Annotated in this window: 16 protein-coding genes; 7 read left to right on the top strand and 9 right to left on the bottom strand. The window is 62.4% G+C overall.

Translation table 11 applies throughout. The annotated features are described in order from the left end of the window. Positions 1-25 precede the first annotated feature (25 nt). A complete protein-coding gene (locus MCUTH_RS03550) occupies positions 26-1,432 on the bottom strand; it encodes an MBL fold metallo-hydrolase (protein WP_236707432.1) in 1,407 nt (468 codons plus the stop codon). A 90-nt stretch (positions 1,433-1,522) separates the two neighbouring features. Further along, positions 1,523-3,619, bottom strand: a complete 2,097-nt coding sequence (locus MCUTH_RS03545) for an acetate--CoA ligase family protein (protein ID WP_066955658.1) — start codon at positions 3,617-3,619, stop codon at positions 1,523-1,525. A gap of 254 nt (positions 3,620-3,873) precedes the next feature. Between MCUTH_RS03545 and MCUTH_RS03540 the strand changes: the two genes are divergently transcribed. Genes MCUTH_RS03540 through MCUTH_RS03525 form a run of 4 tightly spaced genes read left to right on the top strand, consistent with a single transcriptional unit; the run spans position 3,874 to position 7,302 of the window. After that, positions 3,874-5,028, top strand: a complete 1,155-nt coding sequence (locus MCUTH_RS03540; RefSeq protein WP_066955655.1) for an iron ABC transporter substrate-binding protein — start codon at positions 3,874-3,876, stop codon at positions 5,026-5,028. 26 nt (positions 5,029-5,054) lie between these two features. Next, positions 5,055-6,167 carry a FecCD family ABC transporter permease gene (locus MCUTH_RS03535; RefSeq protein ID WP_066955652.1) on the top strand — a complete coding sequence of 371 codons (1,113 nt, stop codon included), beginning with the start codon at positions 5,055-5,057 and terminating at the stop codon, positions 6,165-6,167. Beyond that, positions 6,164-6,940, top strand: coding sequence for an ABC transporter ATP-binding protein (locus tag MCUTH_RS03530; protein WP_066955649.1), 777 nt, complete (start codon positions 6,164-6,166; stop codon positions 6,938-6,940). The genes MCUTH_RS03535 and MCUTH_RS03530 overlap by 4 nt, the downstream gene beginning before the upstream one ends. Before the next feature lie 29 nt (positions 6,941-6,969). Next, the gene (locus tag MCUTH_RS03525) at positions 6,970-7,302 is read left to right on the top strand and encodes a DUF1622 domain-containing protein (RefSeq protein ID WP_066955646.1); all 333 of its coding nucleotides are present in this window, start codon (positions 6,970-6,972) and stop codon (positions 7,300-7,302) included. A gap of 5 nt (positions 7,303-7,307) precedes the next feature. Here the strand turns inward: MCUTH_RS03525 and MCUTH_RS03520 are convergent, their stop codons facing one another. Both MCUTH_RS03520 and udg read right to left on the bottom strand, forming a co-directional pair. Beyond that, positions 7,308-7,739: a bis(5'-nucleosyl)-tetraphosphatase gene (locus MCUTH_RS03520; RefSeq protein ID WP_066955643.1), complete on the bottom strand. Its 432-nt coding sequence runs from the start codon at positions 7,737-7,739 to the stop codon at positions 7,308-7,310. Positions 7,740-7,746: 7 nt separating this feature from the next. Next, entirely contained in the window at positions 7,747-8,364 is a 618-nt protein-coding gene (gene udg / locus MCUTH_RS03515; RefSeq protein WP_224732836.1) for a type-4 uracil-DNA glycosylase, read from the bottom strand. 252 nt (positions 8,365-8,616) lie between these two features. Here udg and lysS point away from each other — a divergent pair, with 252 nt between their 5' ends. Both lysS and MCUTH_RS03505 read left to right on the top strand, forming a co-directional pair. Beyond that, positions 8,617-10,143 (top strand): lysine--tRNA ligase, encoded by a 1,527-nt coding sequence (gene lysS, locus MCUTH_RS03510; RefSeq protein WP_066955636.1) that lies wholly within the window; start codon positions 8,617-8,619, stop codon positions 10,141-10,143. 16 nt (positions 10,144-10,159) lie between these two features. Then, a complete protein-coding gene (locus MCUTH_RS03505) occupies positions 10,160-10,354 on the top strand; it encodes a YwbE family protein (protein ID WP_066955633.1) in 195 nt (64 codons plus the stop codon). Positions 10,355-10,356: 2 nt separating this feature from the next. Here the strand turns inward: MCUTH_RS03505 and MCUTH_RS03500 are convergent, their stop codons facing one another. The 5 genes from MCUTH_RS03500 to MCUTH_RS03480 all read right to left on the bottom strand — a co-directional run bounded on the left by MCUTH_RS03500 (position 10,357) and on the right by MCUTH_RS03480 (position 19,109). Next, positions 10,357-12,216, bottom strand: a complete 1,860-nt coding sequence (locus tag MCUTH_RS03500; RefSeq protein WP_236707431.1) for a sensor histidine kinase — start codon at positions 12,214-12,216, stop codon at positions 10,357-10,359. A gap of 227 nt (positions 12,217-12,443) precedes the next feature. Further along, positions 12,444-14,330: a sensor histidine kinase gene (locus MCUTH_RS03495; RefSeq protein WP_066955627.1), complete on the bottom strand. Its 1,887-nt coding sequence runs from the start codon at positions 14,328-14,330 to the stop codon at positions 12,444-12,446. After that, complete coding sequence (locus tag MCUTH_RS03490; protein ID WP_066955623.1) at positions 14,327-16,219, bottom strand: sensor histidine kinase; 1,893 nt, start codon at positions 16,217-16,219, stop codon at positions 14,327-14,329. Before MCUTH_RS03490 ends, MCUTH_RS03495 begins: the two co-directional genes overlap by 4 nt. Before the next feature lie 268 nt (positions 16,220-16,487). Continuing rightward, positions 16,488-18,137, bottom strand: coding sequence for a thermosome subunit alpha (thsA, locus tag MCUTH_RS03485; RefSeq protein WP_066955620.1), 1,650 nt, complete (start codon positions 18,135-18,137; stop codon positions 16,488-16,490). A gap of 54 nt (positions 18,138-18,191) precedes the next feature. Further along, complete coding sequence (locus MCUTH_RS03480; RefSeq protein WP_066955617.1) at positions 18,192-19,109, bottom strand: transcriptional regulator; 918 nt, start codon at positions 19,107-19,109, stop codon at positions 18,192-18,194. A 48-nt stretch (positions 19,110-19,157) separates the two neighbouring features. Here MCUTH_RS03480 and MCUTH_RS03475 point away from each other — a divergent pair, with 48 nt between their 5' ends. Further along, complete coding sequence (locus tag MCUTH_RS03475; protein ID WP_066955614.1) at positions 19,158-20,417, top strand: tRNA(Ile)(2)-agmatinylcytidine synthase; 1,260 nt, start codon at positions 19,158-19,160, stop codon at positions 20,415-20,417. Positions 20,418-20,552: the final 135 nt, after the last annotated feature.

The following is a 20,552-nucleotide window of genomic DNA, read 5'->3' as shown; positions in this document are numbered from 1 at the left end:
AGGGAGTCATCCCGGGCCCCCACCCCTACGCCGCCGGCGCGGCGTAAAGTTCCTCCTCTTCTTTGATCATCGGGTAGTTCGCCGCCTCCCACCCGATCGTGCCTCCAAGGAGGTTTATGACGTTTGAGAACCCGTGCTTCTGGAGGATGCTTGCTGCGATGCTTCCCTTGTACCCGACATCGCAGTGGACGACGATCCGCTTATCCTCCGGGATCTCCGAAAGGTGCTCCTCGAGGTGCCCGACGTAGATGTGGTGGGAGCCCTGGATGTAGCCCTTCTCCTCCCGCTGGCCGATCTTGCGGACATCGAGGATATAGACCGAAGGGTCGTCCAGGTGCTCCGCGAGATCGGACGGGGACCAGGTCCCGGTCCGCTCGATCTCTTCGCCCTGCTTGAACCAGGCCGCAAACCCGTCGGCGAGGTATCCCGCGATGTTGTCGTAGCCAAGCCTCACACAGTAGCGGACCACGCGGTCCAGGTCCAGGTTGAAGTCGTCGACGAGGACGATCGGGTCGTCGTAGTTCAGGTAGTAGCCCATGTAGATCGGAAGACCGTCCCGCCAGATATTGAGCGTCCCCGGGATATGCCCTCCGGCGAAACTCGTCGGGGACCGGATATCTATGATCTGGGCCTTTCCGTCGAGGAGAGAGCGAAGTTCCCGGGCGGAATAGGCCGAGAGGTGCGGCAGGCTGTAGAGAAGGGGCGGGCCCTCCCGGTTGAGTCTTCGCATCATCTCGAAGTACGGCGGCTCGTAGATCTTCTCGTTCATCTTGTACTCGACGAACTCCTCCTTGCTCATCGAGAGGATGGGATTTGCCGCCTTCTCAAACCCAATCGTCGTATACTCCCGGTCGCTGATGTTGCCGCCGCAGACGGAGCCCGCGCCGTGAGCGGGGCAGACGATCACGCCGTCCGGGAGCGGGAGGATCTTCTCGTGCAGGCTTGCATAGAGCATCTCGGACATCTCCCGGCGCTTGCTCTCCCCGGCAAGATCGGTCCTCCCGACGTCGCCTGCAAAGAGCGCATCACCGGTAAAGATCATCAGCGGGTCGGCGGAGACGGATCGGTCGCGCAGCAGTATCGATATGCTCTCGACCGTATGTCCGGGGGTCTCGATGACCTCAAGCTCGAGGGGGCCGAGCCTGAAGGTATCCCCCTCGTGGACGCTGGTCCCGAACCTGAAGTTCTCCCGCGCCCCGTGCAGGATCTCGGCCCCTGTTATGCGGGCAAGGTCGCGGGACCCGATGACGTAGTCCTCGTTCTTGTGCGTCTCAAAGATCGTTGTGATCTTAAAGTCGTTGCTCTCGGCGATCTCCGCGTAGATCTGGCAGTCCCGCCTCGGATCGATGACCACCGCCTCCCCCTCCGCCCCAACCACATACGAGTTGTGGGCAAGGATCTCGGATCTTATCTTCTCAAACAGCATCCCCATCCATCTCCCCGGAGAACGGGTTTGTCTCCGTTCCGACAGACCGAGATGTGGAAGAGGGATATAAAAGGTTTCCGGGAATCCGGGAAGGCATCACCCCTCGCCCCCCGGACACCGATCGTCGCGGGGCGGGCGCCGCTGCCCCGCTCCCCGCGCCTTCGGGACGGATAGAACGCTTCCCACCGCTTTGAATGCGTCCTCTAATTCCTCAAAATTCGGGATCCGGCAGCCGCGTAAAATTCTTAGACCGCTGCGCATGCTATCGCCGCCGAGCATGCAGCCCACCACCATCTTCTCGGTGTTCCGGGAGAACCGGACGATCTCGTTTGCAACATGCGCCGGGTCGACGAGCGTCGTCGGCACGGCAATCACGAACGCGATATCCCAGAAGTCCTGGTGCCGGATCAGGACGTCAAAGAGAGCAGCAAACCTGGCGGCGTCGGCGTCCCCGATGATATCCATGGGGTTTGCATGGTTCCAGATCGGCGGGAGGAACTCGTTTAACTCACGCAGCACATCGTCGGGCAGGTCGACCATATCGACGCCGTAGGCCTCGGCGTAATCCGAGGCGAGGACGGCAAACCCCCCCGCGCTGGTGACGGCGATCGCCCTCTTCCCCTGCGGGTAGCCCTCGGAGGCCAGGAGTTCTGCAAGGTTGAAGGCGTCCCGCAGGCTCCGGACCGGGATCACCCCGGCCTGGCGGAAGGCCGCAACGTAGACGTCGTAGCTTCCGGCAAGCGATCCCGTGTGGGACGATGCCGCAGCCCGGCCTTTTTGCGACGACCCGGACTTGACCGCGACGACCGGCTTATTCCTCGCGACGTCGCCGACGATCTGCATAAACCCCCGTCCGTCCTGGATTTCCTCGACGTAGAGGGTGATAGACCGGGTCATCTCGTCCTGCTCGGCGAACCGGAGGTAGTGCTCGAACCCGAGATCCGCCTGGTTGCCGACGCTGATGACGCTCGAGAACCCGAACTCCGCAGGGAGGCTCCAGTCGACGACTGTGGTGATGATCGCCCCGCTCTGGGAGATGAAGGCGACGTCCCCGGGCCTCGGCGAGACCGGGTCGAACGTGGCGTTGATCCCCATATGGGGCATCATCACCCCAAGGCAGTTCGGGCCGACGACCCGGATCCCGTGCCTTCTCGCGATCGCAACAACCGCCTCCTCAAGAGCGGCGCCATCCTCCCCGGTCTCCCGGAACCCCGCGGTGACGATGATGGCAAGCCTCACCCCCTTCTTCCCGCACTCCTCCATCACCCCGGGGACGAGATGGGCGGGCACCGCGACGACCGCCCAGTCCACCGGGCCGGGGATCTCGAGAACGGAGGGGTATGCCTTCCGCCCGAAGAGTTCCGATCTCCCCGGGTTGACCGGGTAGAGGTCGCCGGGAAACGAAAGAAGGTTTCGGAGGACCGAGTAGCCCACCTTCGTCGGGGTCGCCGACGCCCCGATCACCGCGATGGACTTCGGGTAGAAGAGGTCCGGGGGAGCACGGATGCTGAGGCGGGCGCTCCCGGCCCCGACGGTATCCCCGACGATGATCCGTGCATCGACGACGCTCGCCCCCTCCTCGTAGAGGATGACCGGGTTTAGGTCGAACTCCCGGATATCCGGGCTCTCGGCAAAGAGGCGGGCCATCTTCGCGATGATCCGGACGAGCGCTTTCTCGTCCTTCGGCGCCTCCCCGCGATATCCCCGGATGAGCCGGTAACCCTCGATCTCGCGGATCATGGACCGGATCTCGTCATCATCCACGGGCAGCACCCGGATAGCGACATCCTCCAGGAGCTCCACGAGTTTCCCGCCAAGCCCGAACGTGATGATCTTGCCAAACGCGGGATCGGTCTTCCCGCCGACGAGGACCTCAAGCCCAGGCGGCATCTCCTTCTCGACGATGATCCCGGTTATCGCGGCACCGGGGGCCCGGGCCGCGCTGTTTGCCATGATGGTCCGATACGCCTCCTCGGCCTCGTCGGGCCCTCGAATTCCGGTGATCACCCCGCCGACGTCGCTTTTGTGGATGATCTCGGGCGATATGACCTTCATGACGACGGGGTAGCCGATCCGATCCGCGGCTGCCCGGGCATCGGCAGCGCTGGCGGAGAGGTGGTGGGGGGGCACGGGTATCCCGCACGAGTCCAGCAGACGGTAGCCCTCAGATTCGGTTAGCATCCTCCCTGGCATCAGGATTCCTCACTATCTGCCGACCGGGGGTTGCACGGCCGGCTCTTCTATCCCCGGATTGACGGGCCCGCTCATAATGGTTCGCCGGTCTCTGCCGGACGGCGCGAAAGAAGCGGCTTCCAGCAGATCTGGGCCCGGAGATCGGCTCGAGATCAGGATAGGTCGGTAGAGTATTACAAATTTAAAATAAATTACACCTGATAGAACCAAATTCACAAGTTATAATAAACTGTGTTACAACTATTGATCTCTGTATGTCAAAATCCCATTACGCTGGATCTCTCGCGGCCGCGGTGCTCGCGGCCCTCGTTCTTGCGACCTTCACCGCCGGGTGCACCGGCACCGAGGCCGCACAAAGCGGCGTCGGGGAGACGAACACGGTCACCGATGGCTTCGGCCGGACCGTCGCCGTCCCGTCGCCACCAGAGAGCGTCGTCTGCTCTGGCTCCGGGTGCCTGCGCTACCTCGTCTACCTGCAGGGCCAGGACCTCGTCGTCGGCGTCGATGATATCGAGAAGAAAGATCAGGCCATCGAAGGCCGCCCCTACGCCCTCGCTTACGGCGCACAGTTCAAGGGTCTTCCCCTGATCGGCGAGTTCCGGGGCAAGGACGACCCCGAAAAGATCCTGGGGATCGGGCCGGAGGTCATCTTCAAGACCGGGTCTTCCGGGACGGCATACGCCACAAGTGCCGCCGAGGCCGACAAACTCCAAGAGAGGACCGGGATCCCGGTCGTGGCGTTCGCATACGGCTCGCTCCGAAACGACGCCGAGAAGGCAGAGATGTACGAAGGGCTCCGGGTGATGGGCAGGGTCATCGGGAAGGAAGAGCGGGCGGAAGAGGTGATCGCCTACATCGAAGCGACGATCGCCGACCTCGAAACCCGGACCGGCGACATCCCCGAGGATGAACGAAAGACTGTCTATGTCGGCGGGGTCTCCTATGCCGGCGCCCACGGGATCATCTCGACAGAGCCCGCCTACCCGCCGTTTCTCTGGGTGAACGCAGAGAACGTCGCGGCCGGCCTCGGCACGGCACATGCCGACGTTGCAAAAGAGGCCCTCGTCGACTGGGACCCCGAGTATCTCTTCATCGACGTCGGCACGACCCAGATGGACGGCGGCGGGGCAATCGGCGAACTGAAGAACGATCCCGCGCTGCAGGGCCTCACCGCCGCAAAGGAAGGCCGGGTCTACGGCGTCCTCCCGTACAACTTCTACAGCACAAACTACGAGACCGTGCTTGCCAACGCCTACTTCATCGGAAAGACCCTCTACCCCGACCGGTTCGAGGATATCGACCCAAAGGAGAAGGCGGACGAGATCTATACCTTCTTCATCGGAAAGCCGGTCTTTAGCGAGCACAACAGCCAGTACCGAGACCTCGGGTTTGGAAAGATCCCGCTGTAAGCCCCAGAACTGGAGGATCGAGCGAGATGCACTTTGCAGACGGGGTTATCCCCGAGGACTATCTCGGGTATGTGCGGCGAAAGAGCCTCTGGATACTCGGGGGGGCCGTCCTCCTCGGTATCCTCCTGGTCGTCTCCATATCGGTCGGTGCGGTCGGCATCCCGCCCTCCGAGGTCTTTTCCTCGATCGTGAACGGCATCGCCGACCGGATCGCCGCCCTCCTCCACCCGGAGAGCACCTTTGAGATCACAAGCACCGACCGGATCGTCTGGAACATCCGGCTCCCCCAGGCGCTCGCCGCAATCGTCGCCGGTGTCGGGCTCTCGGTAGCCGGGGTTGCCATGCAGTCGATCCTCCGTAACCCGATCGGCTCGCCGTTCACGCTCGGCATCTCGAACGCCGGCGCGTTCGGGGCTGCCGTCTCGGTCATCCTCCTCGGCGCGGGAGAGATGCACTCCACGGTCGCCGACGCCGTCACCATACACAACCCCTACCTCACGACGGTCGTGGCGTTCTTCTTCTGTCTCCTTGCCACGATGATCATCCTCTCCATCTCCCGTCTGCGCGGAGCCTCCCCGGAGGTGATGGTGCTTGCCGGGGTCGCCCTCTCCTCGCTCTTTACCGCCGGGACGATGTTTCTGCAGTACTTCGCAAGCGACACCCAGCTTGCCGCCGTCGTCTTCTGGACGTTTGGCGATGTCGGGCGGGCGAGCTGGGAGGAGCTCGGGATCATGACCGTCGTAGTGCTCGCGGCCTCGCTCTACTTCATCGCGAACCGCTGGAACTACAACGCGATCGATGCCGGCGACGAGACCGCGAAAGGTCTCGGTGTCAGCGTCGAACGGGTCCGGGACGCAGGCATGGTCGTTGCGGCGCTTGTCACCGCCGTCATCGTCTCGTTCCTCGGAGTGATCGGGTTTGTCGGGCTCGTCTGCCCCCACATGGTAAGGAGGCTCATCGGCGACGACCAGCGCTACCTCATCCCCGGCTCCTGCGTGATGGGCGGGATCCTCCTCCTCGCCTCCGATACCGTCGCACGTATCATCGTGGCGCCCTACGTCCTCCCGGTTGCCGTGCTGACGGCGTTCCTGGGCGCACCGGTCTTCATCTACCTGCTGCTTCGGGGGTATCAGCGATGATCCTCGACGTCGACGGGGTGGCGTTCACCTACCGGAGCATTCCGGTCATCCGCGATGTCACGTTCAGCCTGCAATCCCACCAGGTCCTCGCGATCCTTGGCCCGAACGGTGTTGGAAAGACGACCCTCTTGAAGTGCATGAACGCCATCTTAAAGCCGAAGGCCGGATCCGTCCTCGTCGAGGGGGCGGATCTCCTCACGGCGGATCGGATGGAGATTGCACGGAAGGTCGGCTACGTTCCGCAACGGTGCGAGGCGGGCCGGATGACCGTCTTTGACGCCGTCCTCCTCGGTCGCCGGCCGCATATCGGGTGGAGCGTAACGGAGAGAGACATCCGGATCGTCGAGGCGGCGATCCGGAGGCTCCGTCTTGAGGACCTTTCGCTTCGCTACATCGACGAGATGAGCGGCGGGGAACTCCAGAAGGTGAGCATTGCACGGGCCCTCGTGCAGGAGCCGCGGGTCCTTCTCCTCGACGAACCCACAAGCAGCCTGGATCTTCGAAACCAGCTCGAGATCCTCGGGATCGTCCGGCGCGTCGCGGCGGACCACAATGTCGCCGCGGTGATGACGATGCACGACTTAAACATGGCGCTCCGCTACGCCGACCGGTTCATCCTCTTAAAAGACGGGATTATCCACGCCGCCGGCGGGCCCGAGGTCGTGACCCCGGAGAGCATCAAGGCGGTCTACGGCGTCTCGGTTGCGGTCGAGCGCTACAACGGGTATCGTATTGTCGTCCCCCTGGCGCCAGAGAACCCCGATAACGTATAAGTCCACCATCGCCCATATGCGCACCGGGTATGGTGCTTGAGCAGTTCATCGAGATCGCCGAGACGATCCTCGGGGGATTCGGTGCGCTCTTCATCGTCTACGGGGCGGTGATCGCGATCATCGAACTCCTGGCGCGGGAGACGCGCCTTCGCAAGAAGAGTTACCGCGATATCCGGTGGACGTTCACCACCCGCATCCTGATCGGCCTTGAGTTCTTCGTCGCCGCCGATGTCCTAAAGACGATCCTCGAGCCGACCTTCCAGGACCTGATCATGCTCGGAGGGCTTGTCACCATCAGGACCGTCGTGAGTTACTTCCTTGGAAAAGAGGTCCAGGATCTCCCGGAAGACCGGAAGATGTGACCGACTCACCGCTCTCTCTCGCTCTTATGCACCGTCAAAAATTCGTGCGCCTCACCGACAACCCGTTTCGAGTTCCCGAAGGTGATCACCCGCAGCGCCTCACCGTATGGGAGCCACTGATAGGCGATATGCTCGTCCGAGAGCCTCACCTCCTCCTCAGGAGTCTCGATGAGGTAGTAGACGACCTCTTTATAGACTGTTTGCCCCCGGCGCTGGAAGAAGTAGTGGATCTCTTCACGGAACCCGGGGATGAACCTGGCCCTCGTGATCCCGGTCTCTTCCTTTAACTCCCGGAGCACAGTCTCCTCTTCGGTCTCGCCGCGCTCGCCGTGCCCCTTCACCAGGTCCCAGTGCCCCGCCCCGTACTGCAGGAGGAGATACTGAATATCCGTATCCCGCCGGAAGACAACCGCCCCGTATGATCGTTCTTTTGCCATTCTTTCTTCATTCCTCTCTTGCAGATCCCAAAACCCGCGCAAGTTCGCGGCCCACGGCCTGGAAATCCTCTTCCAGGGCCTCCCGGTATCCCGGGTTGTAGAGCGCGGCGGCAGGGTGGAGGGTGGGGATGAGGCGGACCGGATGGCCGAAGAGGGTACCCTCATAGACCTTTCCCCGGATATCCGTGATCCGGTCGAACTCTACCGAGAGGAGGGAGAGGATGTACCTGCTCGAATGCCGGCCCAGCATCACGATCACCTTCGGCGCGATGATCCGGATCTGCTCCTCAAGGTAGGGGGTGCAGGCCCGGATCTCCTCGTCCCGGGGATCACGGTTCCCGGGCGGCCGGTGCTTCACGATGTTTGCAATGAAGACATCCGTGCGGGATAGACCGATCCCCGAAAGGAGACCTTCGAGGAGTTTCCCCGCCCGGCCGACGAAAGGCTTCCCGGTGAGGTCTTCCTGCTTGCCCGGCGCTTCGCCGATGAGCATGAGGTCGGCCCGGGACGATCCGTCCCCCGGAACCGCATGATGTGTATTCTCCCAGAGCGGGCATTTTCGGCATTCGTTGATGACGGTGGCAAGTCTTTCTATCGCCACCTCTCTCTCCGTCACCTGCACCATGCCCTCAGTATTGACGATAACTCGTATAACCTTCTTATGCATTGCGTTTTGCCGCCGGCGGGAGTTTTTGGAGCGGCCGGGCGCCCCCACGGTATCCTGAGGATCTGATGGTTCGGACTGGACCTCCCTCAAAGATTAAGACCACCGGAGGGAAACCATATATAGGATTTATCTGTGAGCATGCGGCCCGATCGCCCCGGTAGAGCGGCGAACCGGGTATACGGCCGCAGGATGAATGGAGCGGTTTACACCATGAGCGATATAGATCAACTCTGTTTTGATACGACAAAGATCAATAAACTGCAGGAACTGCGCGAGCGCGGCGTGACGGTATATCCCTATACGTTTGAGCGGAAAGAGACCATCTCGGAGATCAAGGAGCGGTTTAGAGAGATCGGACACGAAAAGAGCGAAGAAGAGGTCAAGACCGCCGGGCGCATCTACGTCGTCCGCGAGCACGGAAAGACGATCTTCGCGGATCTCGGGGACTCCGAAGGCAGGATACAGCTCTACCTGCGCAAGAACGATCTCGGCGAGGAGCAGTTCAACCTCTTCCGCCAGTACGTCGATGCCGGGGATATCATCGGCGTTGTCGGCCACGTCTTCCGGACGAAGATGGGTGAGATCACGATCTGGGTCGACCGGTTCGAGTTCCTCACGAAGTCGATCTGCCCGCTTCCCGAGAAGTTCCACGGGCTCAAGAACGTCGAGACCCGCTACCGGCAGCGCTACCTCGACCTGATCATGAACGACGAGAGCCGCGAGACCTTCCGGACCCGGAGCAGGATCATATCGCTCCTCCGGCAGTACCTCTTTACACGGGACTACCTGGAGTTCGAGACCCCGACCCTGCAGCCGATCTACGGCGGCGCAAACGCCCGGCCGTTCACCACCCACCACCACGCCCTCAACCAGAAACTCTACCTCCGGATCGCGCCGGAACTCTACCTCAAGCGCCTGGTCGTCGGCGGGTTCGAGAAGGTCTTTGAGATCGCAAAGAACTTCAGGAACGAGGACATCGATACCAACCACAACCCCGAGTTCTCGATGGTGGAGATCTACGAGGCCTACCGGGACTACAACGACATGATGAACCTGACAGAGGAACTCATCACGTACCTTGTGACGGAGGTCCACGGCAAGACCACATGCTCGTTTGCAGGATACGACCTAGACTTCACCCGTCCTTGGCGCCGCCTCACGATGGAGGAGGCCGTCCGGGAGTACGCCGGGATCGACGTCATGACCATGAGCCTTGAGGAACTGCGTGCGTTCGGCCTTGAGCACTGCGTCGAGGGCTGCGAGAGCGCCACGACCCGGGGCGAGTATCTGGTCCTCTTCTTCGAGCACTTCTGCGAGAAGGAACTCATCCAGCCTACGTTCGTCTACGACTTCCCCATCGAGAACTCGCCTCTTGCAAAGAAGCACCGCTCAAAGGAGGGCTTTACGGAGCGGTTCGAACTCTTCATCGCCGGGATGGAGATGGCAAACGGCTTCTCGGAGTTAAACGATCCCCTCGACCAGAAGGGCCGGCTCGAACTGCAGGACGCAAAACGCCGGAGGGGCGATCTTGAGGCGCAGATGATCGACTACGACTTCATCAACGCGCTCGGCTACGGGATGCCCCCGACAGGCGGTGTCGGTATCGGGATCGACCGGCTGGTGATGCTTATCACCGGCAAGGACTCGATCAAGGAGGTCCTCCTCTTCCCGCAGATGAAGACCGCCGTCCCGGGCCCGAACGGGTCGGAGCCGGAAGAGAAGAGCGGCGAGGAATGACCCCCACTTTTTTGCCATGAACGGACAGCAGAGAGCCGCCATCCATCCCGGGATGACGGTGGATATCGTGCTCAAGCGCGACCAGGGGACCGGCAAGCGCACCCGGGGCGTCGTTGCCGAGATCCTGACAAACTCGTCCTTCCACCCCCACGGGATCAAGGTCCGGCTCCGCGACGGCCAGGTCGGGCGGGTGCAGGAGATCGTCGAGTAACGTCAGGCAGCCCTTTTGAGGGTGAACCGGATGGCGGCCCCCTCCTCCGGCCGGCCGCTGACCCGGTCATCCGCCCGGATCCTCCCGCCGTAACGCTCGATGAGCATCCGGCAGATGTAGAGCCCGAGGCCCCGGCCGCTCTTTGCGCCGTCACCGCCGCTGAAGCGGGCAAAGAGGTGCGGTTTCTGCTCGTCGGGGATCCCCGGACCGTTGTCCTCGACCGAGACCTCGACCTCGTCCCCGTGCTCCTCGACCCGGACGGTGATCCGCCCTCCAGGATCGCTGAACTTCTCCGCGTTCCCGATGAGGTTCGTGAAGACCTCCGGCAGGAGGTCGTCGGCAAGGACACTCGCCGTGGTGCCGGCGTAGGCTATCGGCACGTCCGGGTAATGCTCGATCTCCGCCCGGATGACGGGATCGAGCGCGACCGGCCGAAGGACAGTGGCCTCTTCCTGGATCTGGCGGATGGTGTTGACGTTCCGGATGATCTCGACGCTCTTTCCGAGGCTTTTCTGCACCTTCTCGGTGTAACTCCGCGGCTCCCCCTCAAGTTCCTCCATCAGGAGGTCCGCATACAGGCTCGCGGTGTTGGTGGCGTTCTTGATATCGTGCGTCATGATGTCCAGGTAGAGGTTCGCCCTCCCGGTCGACTCCTGCAGTTCGGCCGTGCGCGCCTCGACCTGCTCTTCCAGGTGCTCGCTGTACTCGCGGATCGTCTCCTCCGACTCCCGGAGCCGGCTTATGGCGGCTTTGAGGCTCGCGACCATCGTGTTGATGCTCCGCTCAAGCCGCATCACCTCGCGGCTTGCCGCGACCCGGATCGTATGGTCGAGATCCCCTCGGGCAATCACGTCGACGTCGTCGATGATCTCCTCAATCGGGCGCGTGAGGCGGCGGGCTACAAGGAAGATGACCGCGCTCGAGAGGACGATCGCGAGGAGTCCAACAGCGGCACGGTAGTAGAGCATCCGGTCGAGCTGGCTCTGGATGAGCGCCGTGTTGTAAGTCAGTTCGACGACGACGCTCGGGTCGGAGGGATAATCCGGGTCTTTGAGGTCGATGAAGAGGTACCGGACCTGTTTTCCGTCCTCCCGCACCTCGTAATCGGTCCGACCGGGGATGATCGTCTCGGTGAGGAGCGCCCGGGTCGCCGGGTCGGGCGGCTTGTCGGACTCGTTGACGGGGTTTGCAAAGATATCGTAGACGGCGATCGAGTCGAGGTAGGGGTTTAACGTGACGAACTCCTGCGTGCTCTCCTGCGACCGCAGCTGGTTGCGCTCCTCCACGAGCGCATCAGGGATGAGCCCGATCTCGAGCAGGTAGCGGTGGTCCGGGGTGGGCATATAGGCGTACTTCCGGATCTGCCCGGTCTCGGGATCGTGCACCACCCGGTCGGGAGAGAACGCATCCCCAAGGCGCATCCGGGTGATCTCGTCGTAGAAGTCCGGGATCTCCTTAAAGTCAAGGCCGAGGTCGGGAGAGTAGGTCGTGTATACGATCACACCGGTCTCGTTGATGACGTAAAGATCCATATCCCCGCCGAGTTCTGTTTTGAGCGCAGCAAGATCCATCTCGCCCGGATCCCAGCCTGACCGTTCATACTCCTCAAGAAAGAGCGAAAACCCTCTCTGGAGCCGCAGGTTGAGGGAATCGTCGAAGAGCTTCAGGCCGGTGTCTACATCCACGATCGACTCCCGGATGCTCTTCTCGGTGACGCTCTGCAGGGTGTTGAGGTCGGAGGTCATCCGCTCTTCCGCCTGCAGGTAGTCATAGACCGAGAGGAGGCCGATGGTCGAGATGACGATGAGGAGGATGGCTACGATGAGGGTATACGCAAAGGGCCACTCTTGCGGAAGAGGCATGCGGTCGCTCGTCATTGGTCACGGTGGTCCAGGAGGACGGGGCGCGCGGCCGGCCGAACCGTCTCTGCCGCTCGGCCGGGCCGCCTGCCCCGGATCGTCTTCACCCCGGGGAACGGGAGGTGCATCTCAACGGCTCTTAGTGGATCTCCTCCCACCTAAACCTTCGCAAAGCCGGGATCCGGGGGAGGGTTGGAGAAAGAAGGAGAGAGAAGGGCAGCGGGCGACCGCTACTCCTCCGGGGCCTTTGGAAGCGAGAAGTGGATGGCAACCCCCTCCTCCGGCCGGCCTTCGACCCGGTCATCCACGCGGATGCTTCCGCCGTAGCGCTCAATGAGCATCCGGCAGATGTAGAGCCCGAGCCCCGCGCCGGCAAGCGACCCCTTTCCCTTCCCGAACCGGCGGAAAACCCCGCTCTTGTCGGGGATGCCCGGCCCGGTATCCTCGACCGAGACCACGACCTCCTCGCCGTGCTCCTCGACCCGGATGGTGATCTCGACATCCGGTCCGCCGAACTTCACGGCGTTCCCGATGAGGTTCGCGAAGACCTCCGAGAGGAGGTCGTCCGCGAGGACGGTGACCGGCCGGCCCTCGTACCGGATCCGGGCCGCAGGGTGATCGGCCGCCTCCGCCCGGATCACCCGGTCGAGGTCCACCCGGACCGGTGCCGCCCGGGTCTCCCGGGCCCTCCGGAGGGCCGCGACGCGGGTGATAATCTCGGCACTCCGCTCGAGCCGGGAGAGCATCCTTCGCGCCGTCTCCCGCCGCTCTCCCTCGAGCATCTCGACCAGGACCTGGGTGTATCCTATGGCGATGGTGTTTGCGTTGTTGATGTCGTGGACCATGATGTCGAGGTAGAGCGTTGCCGTCTGGTTGGACGCCTCCAGCGCGGCCGTCCGTTCCCGGACCAGGTCCTCAAGATGGGTGCCGTACTGCCGTGACGTCGCCTCCGAGGCGCGGAGGCGCTCGATGTTCTCTTTGAGGGAGTCGACCATGGTCCCGATGCTCTCCGAGAGGCGGGTCAGCTCGGTCTCGGGGGATACCCGGATCCGGTGGTCGAGGTCACCGCGGGCGATGATCTCGACGTCCTCGACGATCTTTCGTATCGGGCGGGTGACCTGCCGTGAGACCGGGACCGCGATACAGCAGGCGGCAAGACTCGCAAAGACCGCGAGGATGATGTGGCTGAACCGGATGCCGGAGAGCCGGGCATCGAGAGGGGCGGTGCTGTAGGTCAGCTCGACGACACGGCTCGTGTCCGAAGGGGTGTCGGGGGCGGAGAGGTCGACGAGGATGTAGCGGGTGAACCGCCCGGCAGCCGCGTCGGTCAGCGTCCGGTCCTGCTTCTCCTCAAAGACCGCCCGGGCTACGGGGTTGATAGCGGCAGGATCGGCCGGGCTCTCCGACTCGGTCATGTTGACGACCCTCCCGTAACCGTCATAGATCCGGATCCCTTCGAGCGCCGGGTTCAGCCGCATCAGGTCCTCCTTGAGGGTCTGGTACTTCGGGTCGAACCGGTCAACCTCAGCCGCACTGCAGACGAGCCCGAGTTCCAGGACGTAGCGGTGGTCGGGAGAGGGCATGTAGGCGTATTTGCGCAACACTCCGCTTGCCGGCTCCGCGACGACCCGGTCCGCCACGAAGGCGTCGCCGAGCCGGATCTCCGTTAACCGGTCGTAGAAGTACGGGATCCCCCGGAAATCCAGACCGAGATCAGGCGGGTAGGTGGTCTCCTCGATGACGCCTGATGCGTTGATGATGTAGATATCCATCTCCCCGCCGAGTTCCTTCCTGACCCGGGAGAGATCCATCTTCCCGGGATCTCTTTTGGCCCGCTCATACTCCGCAAGGACCGGGCCGAACCCCTCCTCCATCCGGTGATCGAGCGTCTCATCGAAGAGGTTCAGGCCCGCGTCCACAAGGGTTATCATCTCAACGACGCTCTTCTCCGTCTGTTCCCGGAGCAGGGTCTCCTCGGCAATCAGCCTCTGCTCGACCTCCTGGTAGTCCAGGAACGAGATCAGCCCGATCACCGGGAGCGTGATCAGGATCATGACGAGCATGAGGTGTGTGCCAAAGCGGCGGAGTCTCCTGCCGCTGCCTGCCGCCGCCGTCATGGGCTGCCTCCGGATCCAGCCTTTCGGAGCGTGAACCGGATGGCCGCGCCGCATTCCGGAGAGCCCGGTATGCGGTCGTCCGCCCGGATCCTCCCGCCGTAGCGTTCGACGAGCACCCGGCAGATGTAGAGCCCGAGCCCCGTCCCCGCCGCCCGGTGAGGGCCCCGGGTCAGCCGCTCGAAGAGGTGCGGCTTTACCGCATCGGGGATACCGGGGCCGGTATCCTCGATCGAGACCTCCACCTCATCCCCGCGATCCTCGACCCGGACGGTGATCTCGACCGCCGGTCCGCCGAACTTCTTCGCGTTCCCGATGAGGTTCGCAAAGACCTCCGGGAGAAGGTTGTCGGCGAGGACCGTGGCCGTGGTGCCGGCGTAGGTGATCCGGGAATCGGGGGAGTGCTCGATCTCGCGCCGGATGGCCCCGTCAAGGTCGATCGCGAGAAGCGGCTGGACGCATCCCTGGATATGCTGGATGGTGTTGACGTTCCGGACGATCTCAATGCTCTTTGCAAGCCCGATCTTCGCCTTCCGAAGGTACTCGGCCTCAGGCTCCCCGTCAAGGTCGGCAAGAAGCAGTTCCGCGTAGAGGTTTGCCGCATTGTTTGCGTTGCTGATATCATGCCCCATGATGTCGAGAAAGAGGGTTGTCATCCGGTTCGACTCCTCAAGGGCGGCCGTCCGTTCCCGGACCTGCTCTTCAAGGGTATGGCTGTGCCGGATGATCTCCTTCTCCGATTCCCGGAGCCTCTGCATCGTCTCTTTGAGGGACCCGACCATCGACGATATGCTCTCGCCGAGCTGGACGAACTCCTCATCCCCGCCGACACGGATCGGGCGGTCCAGGTCGCCGCGGGCGACGGCATCGACGTCCTCGACGAGGGTGCGTATCGGCCGCGTCAGGGAGCGCGCGGCGAGAAACGAGAGGGAGCCGATGCAGAGGATCGCGATAAGGAGGACGTTCATGTGCTGGCCGAGCATCCCGGCAAGTTTCGCTTCCGCGACCTTCGTGCTATAGGTCAACTCGATGACCAGGCTCATATCCGAGGGGTAACTGCCGTCCCCCATATCGACGAAGATGTACCGGACGAGTTTGCCTGCGGTAGCGTTCTCCACCTCAAGCGTCGTCTTCTCCCGGTAGGCCTGCCGGACCATCTCCAGCCGGCGGTCGTCGTCGGGACGCGCCTCGCCGGAGATCAGGGTGCCCAGGCAGTCGAAGATCCGGATCTCCCGGATCGCCGGGTCCAGGTTCACCAATTCCCGGACCGCATCCCCGTACCGTAGCGCCGTGCGGTCCTCCCGGAACCCGGGCTCCGCAAGCCCGAGCTCGAAGACGTAGCGGTGGTCGGGGGAGGGCATGTAGGCGTACTTGCGGAGTTTTCCGGTGGAGATCTCCGCGACGACCCGGTCCGCCACGAAGGCGTCGCCGAGCCGGATCTCCGTTAACCGGTCGTAGAAGTACGGGATCCCCCGGAAATCCAGACCGAGATCAGGCGGGTAGGTGGTCTCCTCGATGACGCCTGATGCGTTGATGATGTAGATATCCATCTCCCCGCCGAGTTCCTCCCTGACCCGGGAGAGATCCATCGCCCCGGGATCTCTTTTGGCCCGCTCGTACTCCGCAAGGACCGGGCCGAACCCTTCCTCCAGCCGGCGGTCAAGGGTGTTATCGAAGAGTTTTAACCCCGTATCCACCAGGGCCATCGAGAGGACGATACCGGTCTCGGCCTGATCCTGGAACTCGTCCGCGTTCTCTTCAAGTTCCCGGGCGGTCCCCACATAATCGACGACCGAGATCAGGCAGACGACGGGAGCCGTCACGAGAAGGATGGCGAGCAGCAGATAGACGCTGAGCGGGAGTGCTGGCCACTTCACCCCCTCTCTCGCCATCAGATCCTCCCTCCGCTCCTCATTGTCCGATCGCCTGAACCAGAATTGTCAGAACAGAGAAGTACACCTTCAGGTATTTAGCATAACCGATTTTTTCTACAAATGGGCATTTTTTATGGACTTATTTCGCCATAGAATCTCTCTTAGGTGAGATACTAGGATATCAGGCGGAATGGCGTCGAGAAAGAATGAACAAACCGGGCAAAAAAGAGAGGACCCCGGGGCCGGATCCCGGCCGGGGCGATATCGTGCGGGATGGTAGGGTAGGTTACATCGGGGGCATGCCGCCCATGCCACCCATGTCACCCATATCCTCCGCTCCCGGAGCGGGTGCAGAGGACTTGGATGCGGCGATGACGTCGTCGATCCGGAGGATCATAATGGCGGCCTCGGCAGCGCTCGAGACTGCCTGAGTCTTCACCCGCAGGGGTTCGACGACGCCGGCCTTGAGCATGTCGCCAGAGGCGGCGTTGAAGACGTCAAGTCCCATGTACTTCGCGTTCGCGCCGCCCTTCTCGTGGGATGCGCGGAGTGCGACAAGCATGTCGATCGGGTCGAGACCCGCGTTCTCGGCAAGCGTCCTCGGGATGATCTCGAGCGCGTTTGCAAATGCCTCGATGGCGAGCTGGGCACGGCCGCCGACGGTCGCGGCGTACTCGCGGAGCCGCAGCGAGAGCTCGATCTCGGGTGCACCGCCGCCGGCGACGAACTTCTTGTCTTCAACGGCAACACTGACGACCCGGAGGGCATCCTCAATGGCACGGTCAAGCTCGTCGACGACGTGCTCGGTGCCGCCGCGGATGATGATCGAGACGGCCTTCGGGTTCTCGCACTCGGTGACGAAGATCATCTCTTCGCCGGATACCTTCTTCTCCTCGACGGTGCCGGCCTTACCGAGTTCCTCGGGGGCGATGGCGTCGATGGAGCTGACGATTGCCGCACCGGTGGCACGGGCGAGCTTCTCCATGTCGCTCTTCTTGACGCGCCGGACGGCGAGGATGCCAGCCTTGGCGAGGTAGTGCTGGGCGATGTCGTCGATGCCCTTCTGGCAGAAGAGGACGTTTGCACCGGAGGCAACGATCTTGTCGACGATACCCCGGATCATGCGCTCCTCTTCGTCGAGGAACATCTGGAGCTGGTCGGGGCTCGTGATGCTGATCTCGGCGTCGACCTCGGTCTTCTTGAACTCGACGGCGGCGTTCAGGAGCAGGATCTTTGCGTCCTTGACGATGCGGGGCATCGCGGGGTGGACACGCTCCTTGTCGATGATCATGCCCTCGACGATCTCGGAGTCCTCGATGGACCCGCCGACCCTCTTCTCGACCTTCACATACTCGGTGTCAACAGTGCCGTCGGCGTCGGCGACCATCGTGACCGCCTTGACGACGAGCTCGGTGAGCTTCTCCTTTGCAGCCTCGGCGCCCTTGCCGGTCATGGCGGTCTCGGCGAGCTTCTTGAGCATCTCAATATCGTCGGGCTTGATGTCGATGGCGATCTCGTTAAGGATATCCTGCGCCTTGTCGGCTGCGATCCGGTAACCGTGAGCGATGACCGTGGGGTGCACGTCCTGGTCAAGGAGGTCCTCGGCCCGCTTCAGGAGCTCACCAGCGATCACCACGGCAGACGTGGTCCCATCGCCGACCTCGTCGTCCTGGGTCTTGGCGATCTCGACCATCATCTTCGCGGCGGGGTGCTCGATATCCATCTCCTTTAAGATGGTCACACCGTCGTTTGTGATGACGACATCACCGATGGTGTCGACGAGCATCTTGTCCATACCCTTGGGACCGAGAGTCGTCCGTACAGCGCTTGCAACAGCCTTTGCGGCAGCGATGTTGCCGGACTGTGCGTCACGGCCGCGGGTACGCTGGCTACCCTCTTTCAGAATAAGGATTGGTTGTCCTCCAAGACTTGACATAGGTATCACCGTTGTTAAGCGATAGAAAGGTAGGTTTGTAGTTCTATATATATTTTATTGCATACCAATCATATCTATGAGTTCTGAGCCGTCTTCGAGGGTGCGGAGATGCTCTTCCCCGATAAGGAGAGTTCTGCCGATTTTTTTCTGCTTTTTGTAATCAGTGACGACGCACATCGCAAATGTCTCCGTGATCTGGGAGATATTCCCGATAAGAGAAGCGCGCTTGACGACTTTCTGCGAGGTGCCGTATGCCGTCAGGATCTTGTGCCGTTCAAATATCGCCAGCGCCTGGAAAGGAGCCTGCCGCATCGCGTGGATCTCCATGCCCATGCGTTCAAGGTCGGAAAGAACGGCGCCGGTCGGGGATTCCTGTCGTTTCTCGGGTTCCGCGGACCGGTAACCGACAAGATCGATCGCCTCGACGAGCGGGGCGCTGAAGAGTTCCTCAAGCCGTATTGCGACATCGAGCGTCGTCCCCATACCGCTCTCATACTTGCTGATGGTCCGACGGGAGACGCCGAGGTGGGAGGCGAGGTCTCCAAGCGACATCTGGGAGCGCTCCCGCACCTCGCGCAGGAGGTCGCCATTGATCTTCACGTAGAGGCCGCCGGGGGAGGCATAGACCATCGGGGCGATACCTTCCGTGAAGTAGTCGTAGAGCGTCGCGGGGCTGATGGCATAGAGGCCGTAACGGATGTAGATGACGCCCCGCTCAAGTTCGGAATCACGCGCCCGCTCCCCGACGATGAGCGGGGTCGCCCCGAGGTGCGTGGCGATCACGTCCAGATCCCAGGCGATATCGGCGGTGACGCTGTCGATGTGAGGGGCCACTTTGATGATGACGAGGGTGTCGCCTTTCTTCGCGATAAGGTCAAAGCTCCGTGGACGAATGTTGCATCGCTCCGAGACGTCGAAGCCCGCAAGGAGCATGATGCTGATGACCATCTGAGGGAGGCGATCCTGCGACATAACCCTTAAGAATCGATATAGCCGGAGAATGATATAAATTGTAGGGTTATGTGGATCGGGATCGACGATACGGATTCTCCCGCCGGAATGTGCACCACCTACATCGGGGCGGTTCTCGTGCGGCGGCTCAAAGAGAGAGGGATGCGCGTCCGCAACACCCGGCTGATCCGGTTAAATCCGAACGTCATCCACAAGACCCGCGGGAACGCGGCGATCGCCATCGAGGTCGATGGTGACCCGGAGGAGGCCTTCGCCCTCACCTGCGCTTGCGTTGAAGCGCTTGCGGAGTTCGACGACCCAAGGACCAATCCCGGGGTGGTGGTCTCTCGCGTCCGGCCGCCGCCGGACTTCTACTACGCGGCGCTCCGGGACTACTGCACCGTTGAGGAGGCGATCGAGGTCCTCGAGTCGGTCGGAGCCCGTTACCGAGGCTACAAGAACCGGCGCGGACTCATCGGTGCAACGGCCGCGATTGCAAGCGATCTTTCCGATCTCACCTACGAACTCCTCGCGTATCGGAGACGGGAGGCGTGGGGGACGCCCCGAAAGGTCGACCGCCAAAGCCTCTTCTACGCCGAGGAGCGGACGTACCCCCATACCTGGGACACGGTGGACCGGGAGAATGCCGTGGTGGTCGGCGTGCCCCACACCCCCGACCCGGTCCTCTTCGGGATCCGCGGGGAGAGCCCGGCATGGGTCAGGGAAGCCCGATCGTTCATCCGGTCGGAGGAGACGGCCTGCGAGCAGGTCTATGCCACCAACCAGGGGACGGACGCCCACCTGATCCCGGAGGTGATCGGGGCCCTCCGGGAGGGGCGGTCCTACCTGGTACGGGGGACGGTCGCCGGGAATCCGACGACCGGTCCCGGCGGCCATGTCTCCTTCCTCCTTGCCGATAGTAGCGGCGAGGTCCGCTGCATGGCCTACGAGCCGACCAAGGGGTTCCGGAACGTTGTGCGGCAGCTCGTTCCCGGAGATGTAGTGGCCGTGGCCGGGAGTTACAAGGGCGGAAGCATCAACCTTGAGAAACTCGGGATCGCCTGTCTCGCCGAGGCGGTCAGGATCCACCCGCCGGTCTGTCCGGCCTGTGAAAAACGAATGACGAGCGCAGGTACCGGGAAGGGTTACAAGTGCCGCATCTGTGGGGCCCGGAGCAGGGAGCCCGAGGTCGAGCACCTTGAGCGAAGCCTCCGGCCGGGGTGGTATGAGGTCCCGCCCACTGCACGCCGGCACCTTGCCCGGCCGCTGGTGCGTGGAATCCCCGCATGGGAGGAGGCCTATCTTCAGGCCGGCCAGGAGTGCAGGTGACCGGTAGAGGGGGTTAGTCAACTAAACAAACTTTACAAAAAAAGATTTATAACGTTTGTGAATTAACTAATCTCTGGTGATCCCGTGCCGACTATTTGCGGCGAATATGTACGTCCTCTGGCCTGTCCGCCGATC

Source organism: Methanoculleus thermophilus (assembly GCF_001571405.1).
Taxonomy (GTDB): Archaea; Halobacteriota; Methanomicrobia; order Methanomicrobiales; family Methanoculleaceae; genus Methanoculleus; species Methanoculleus thermophilus.
Note: the sequence above shows the minus strand (reverse complement) of the source record. Positions and strands in the feature narration are given on the sequence as shown.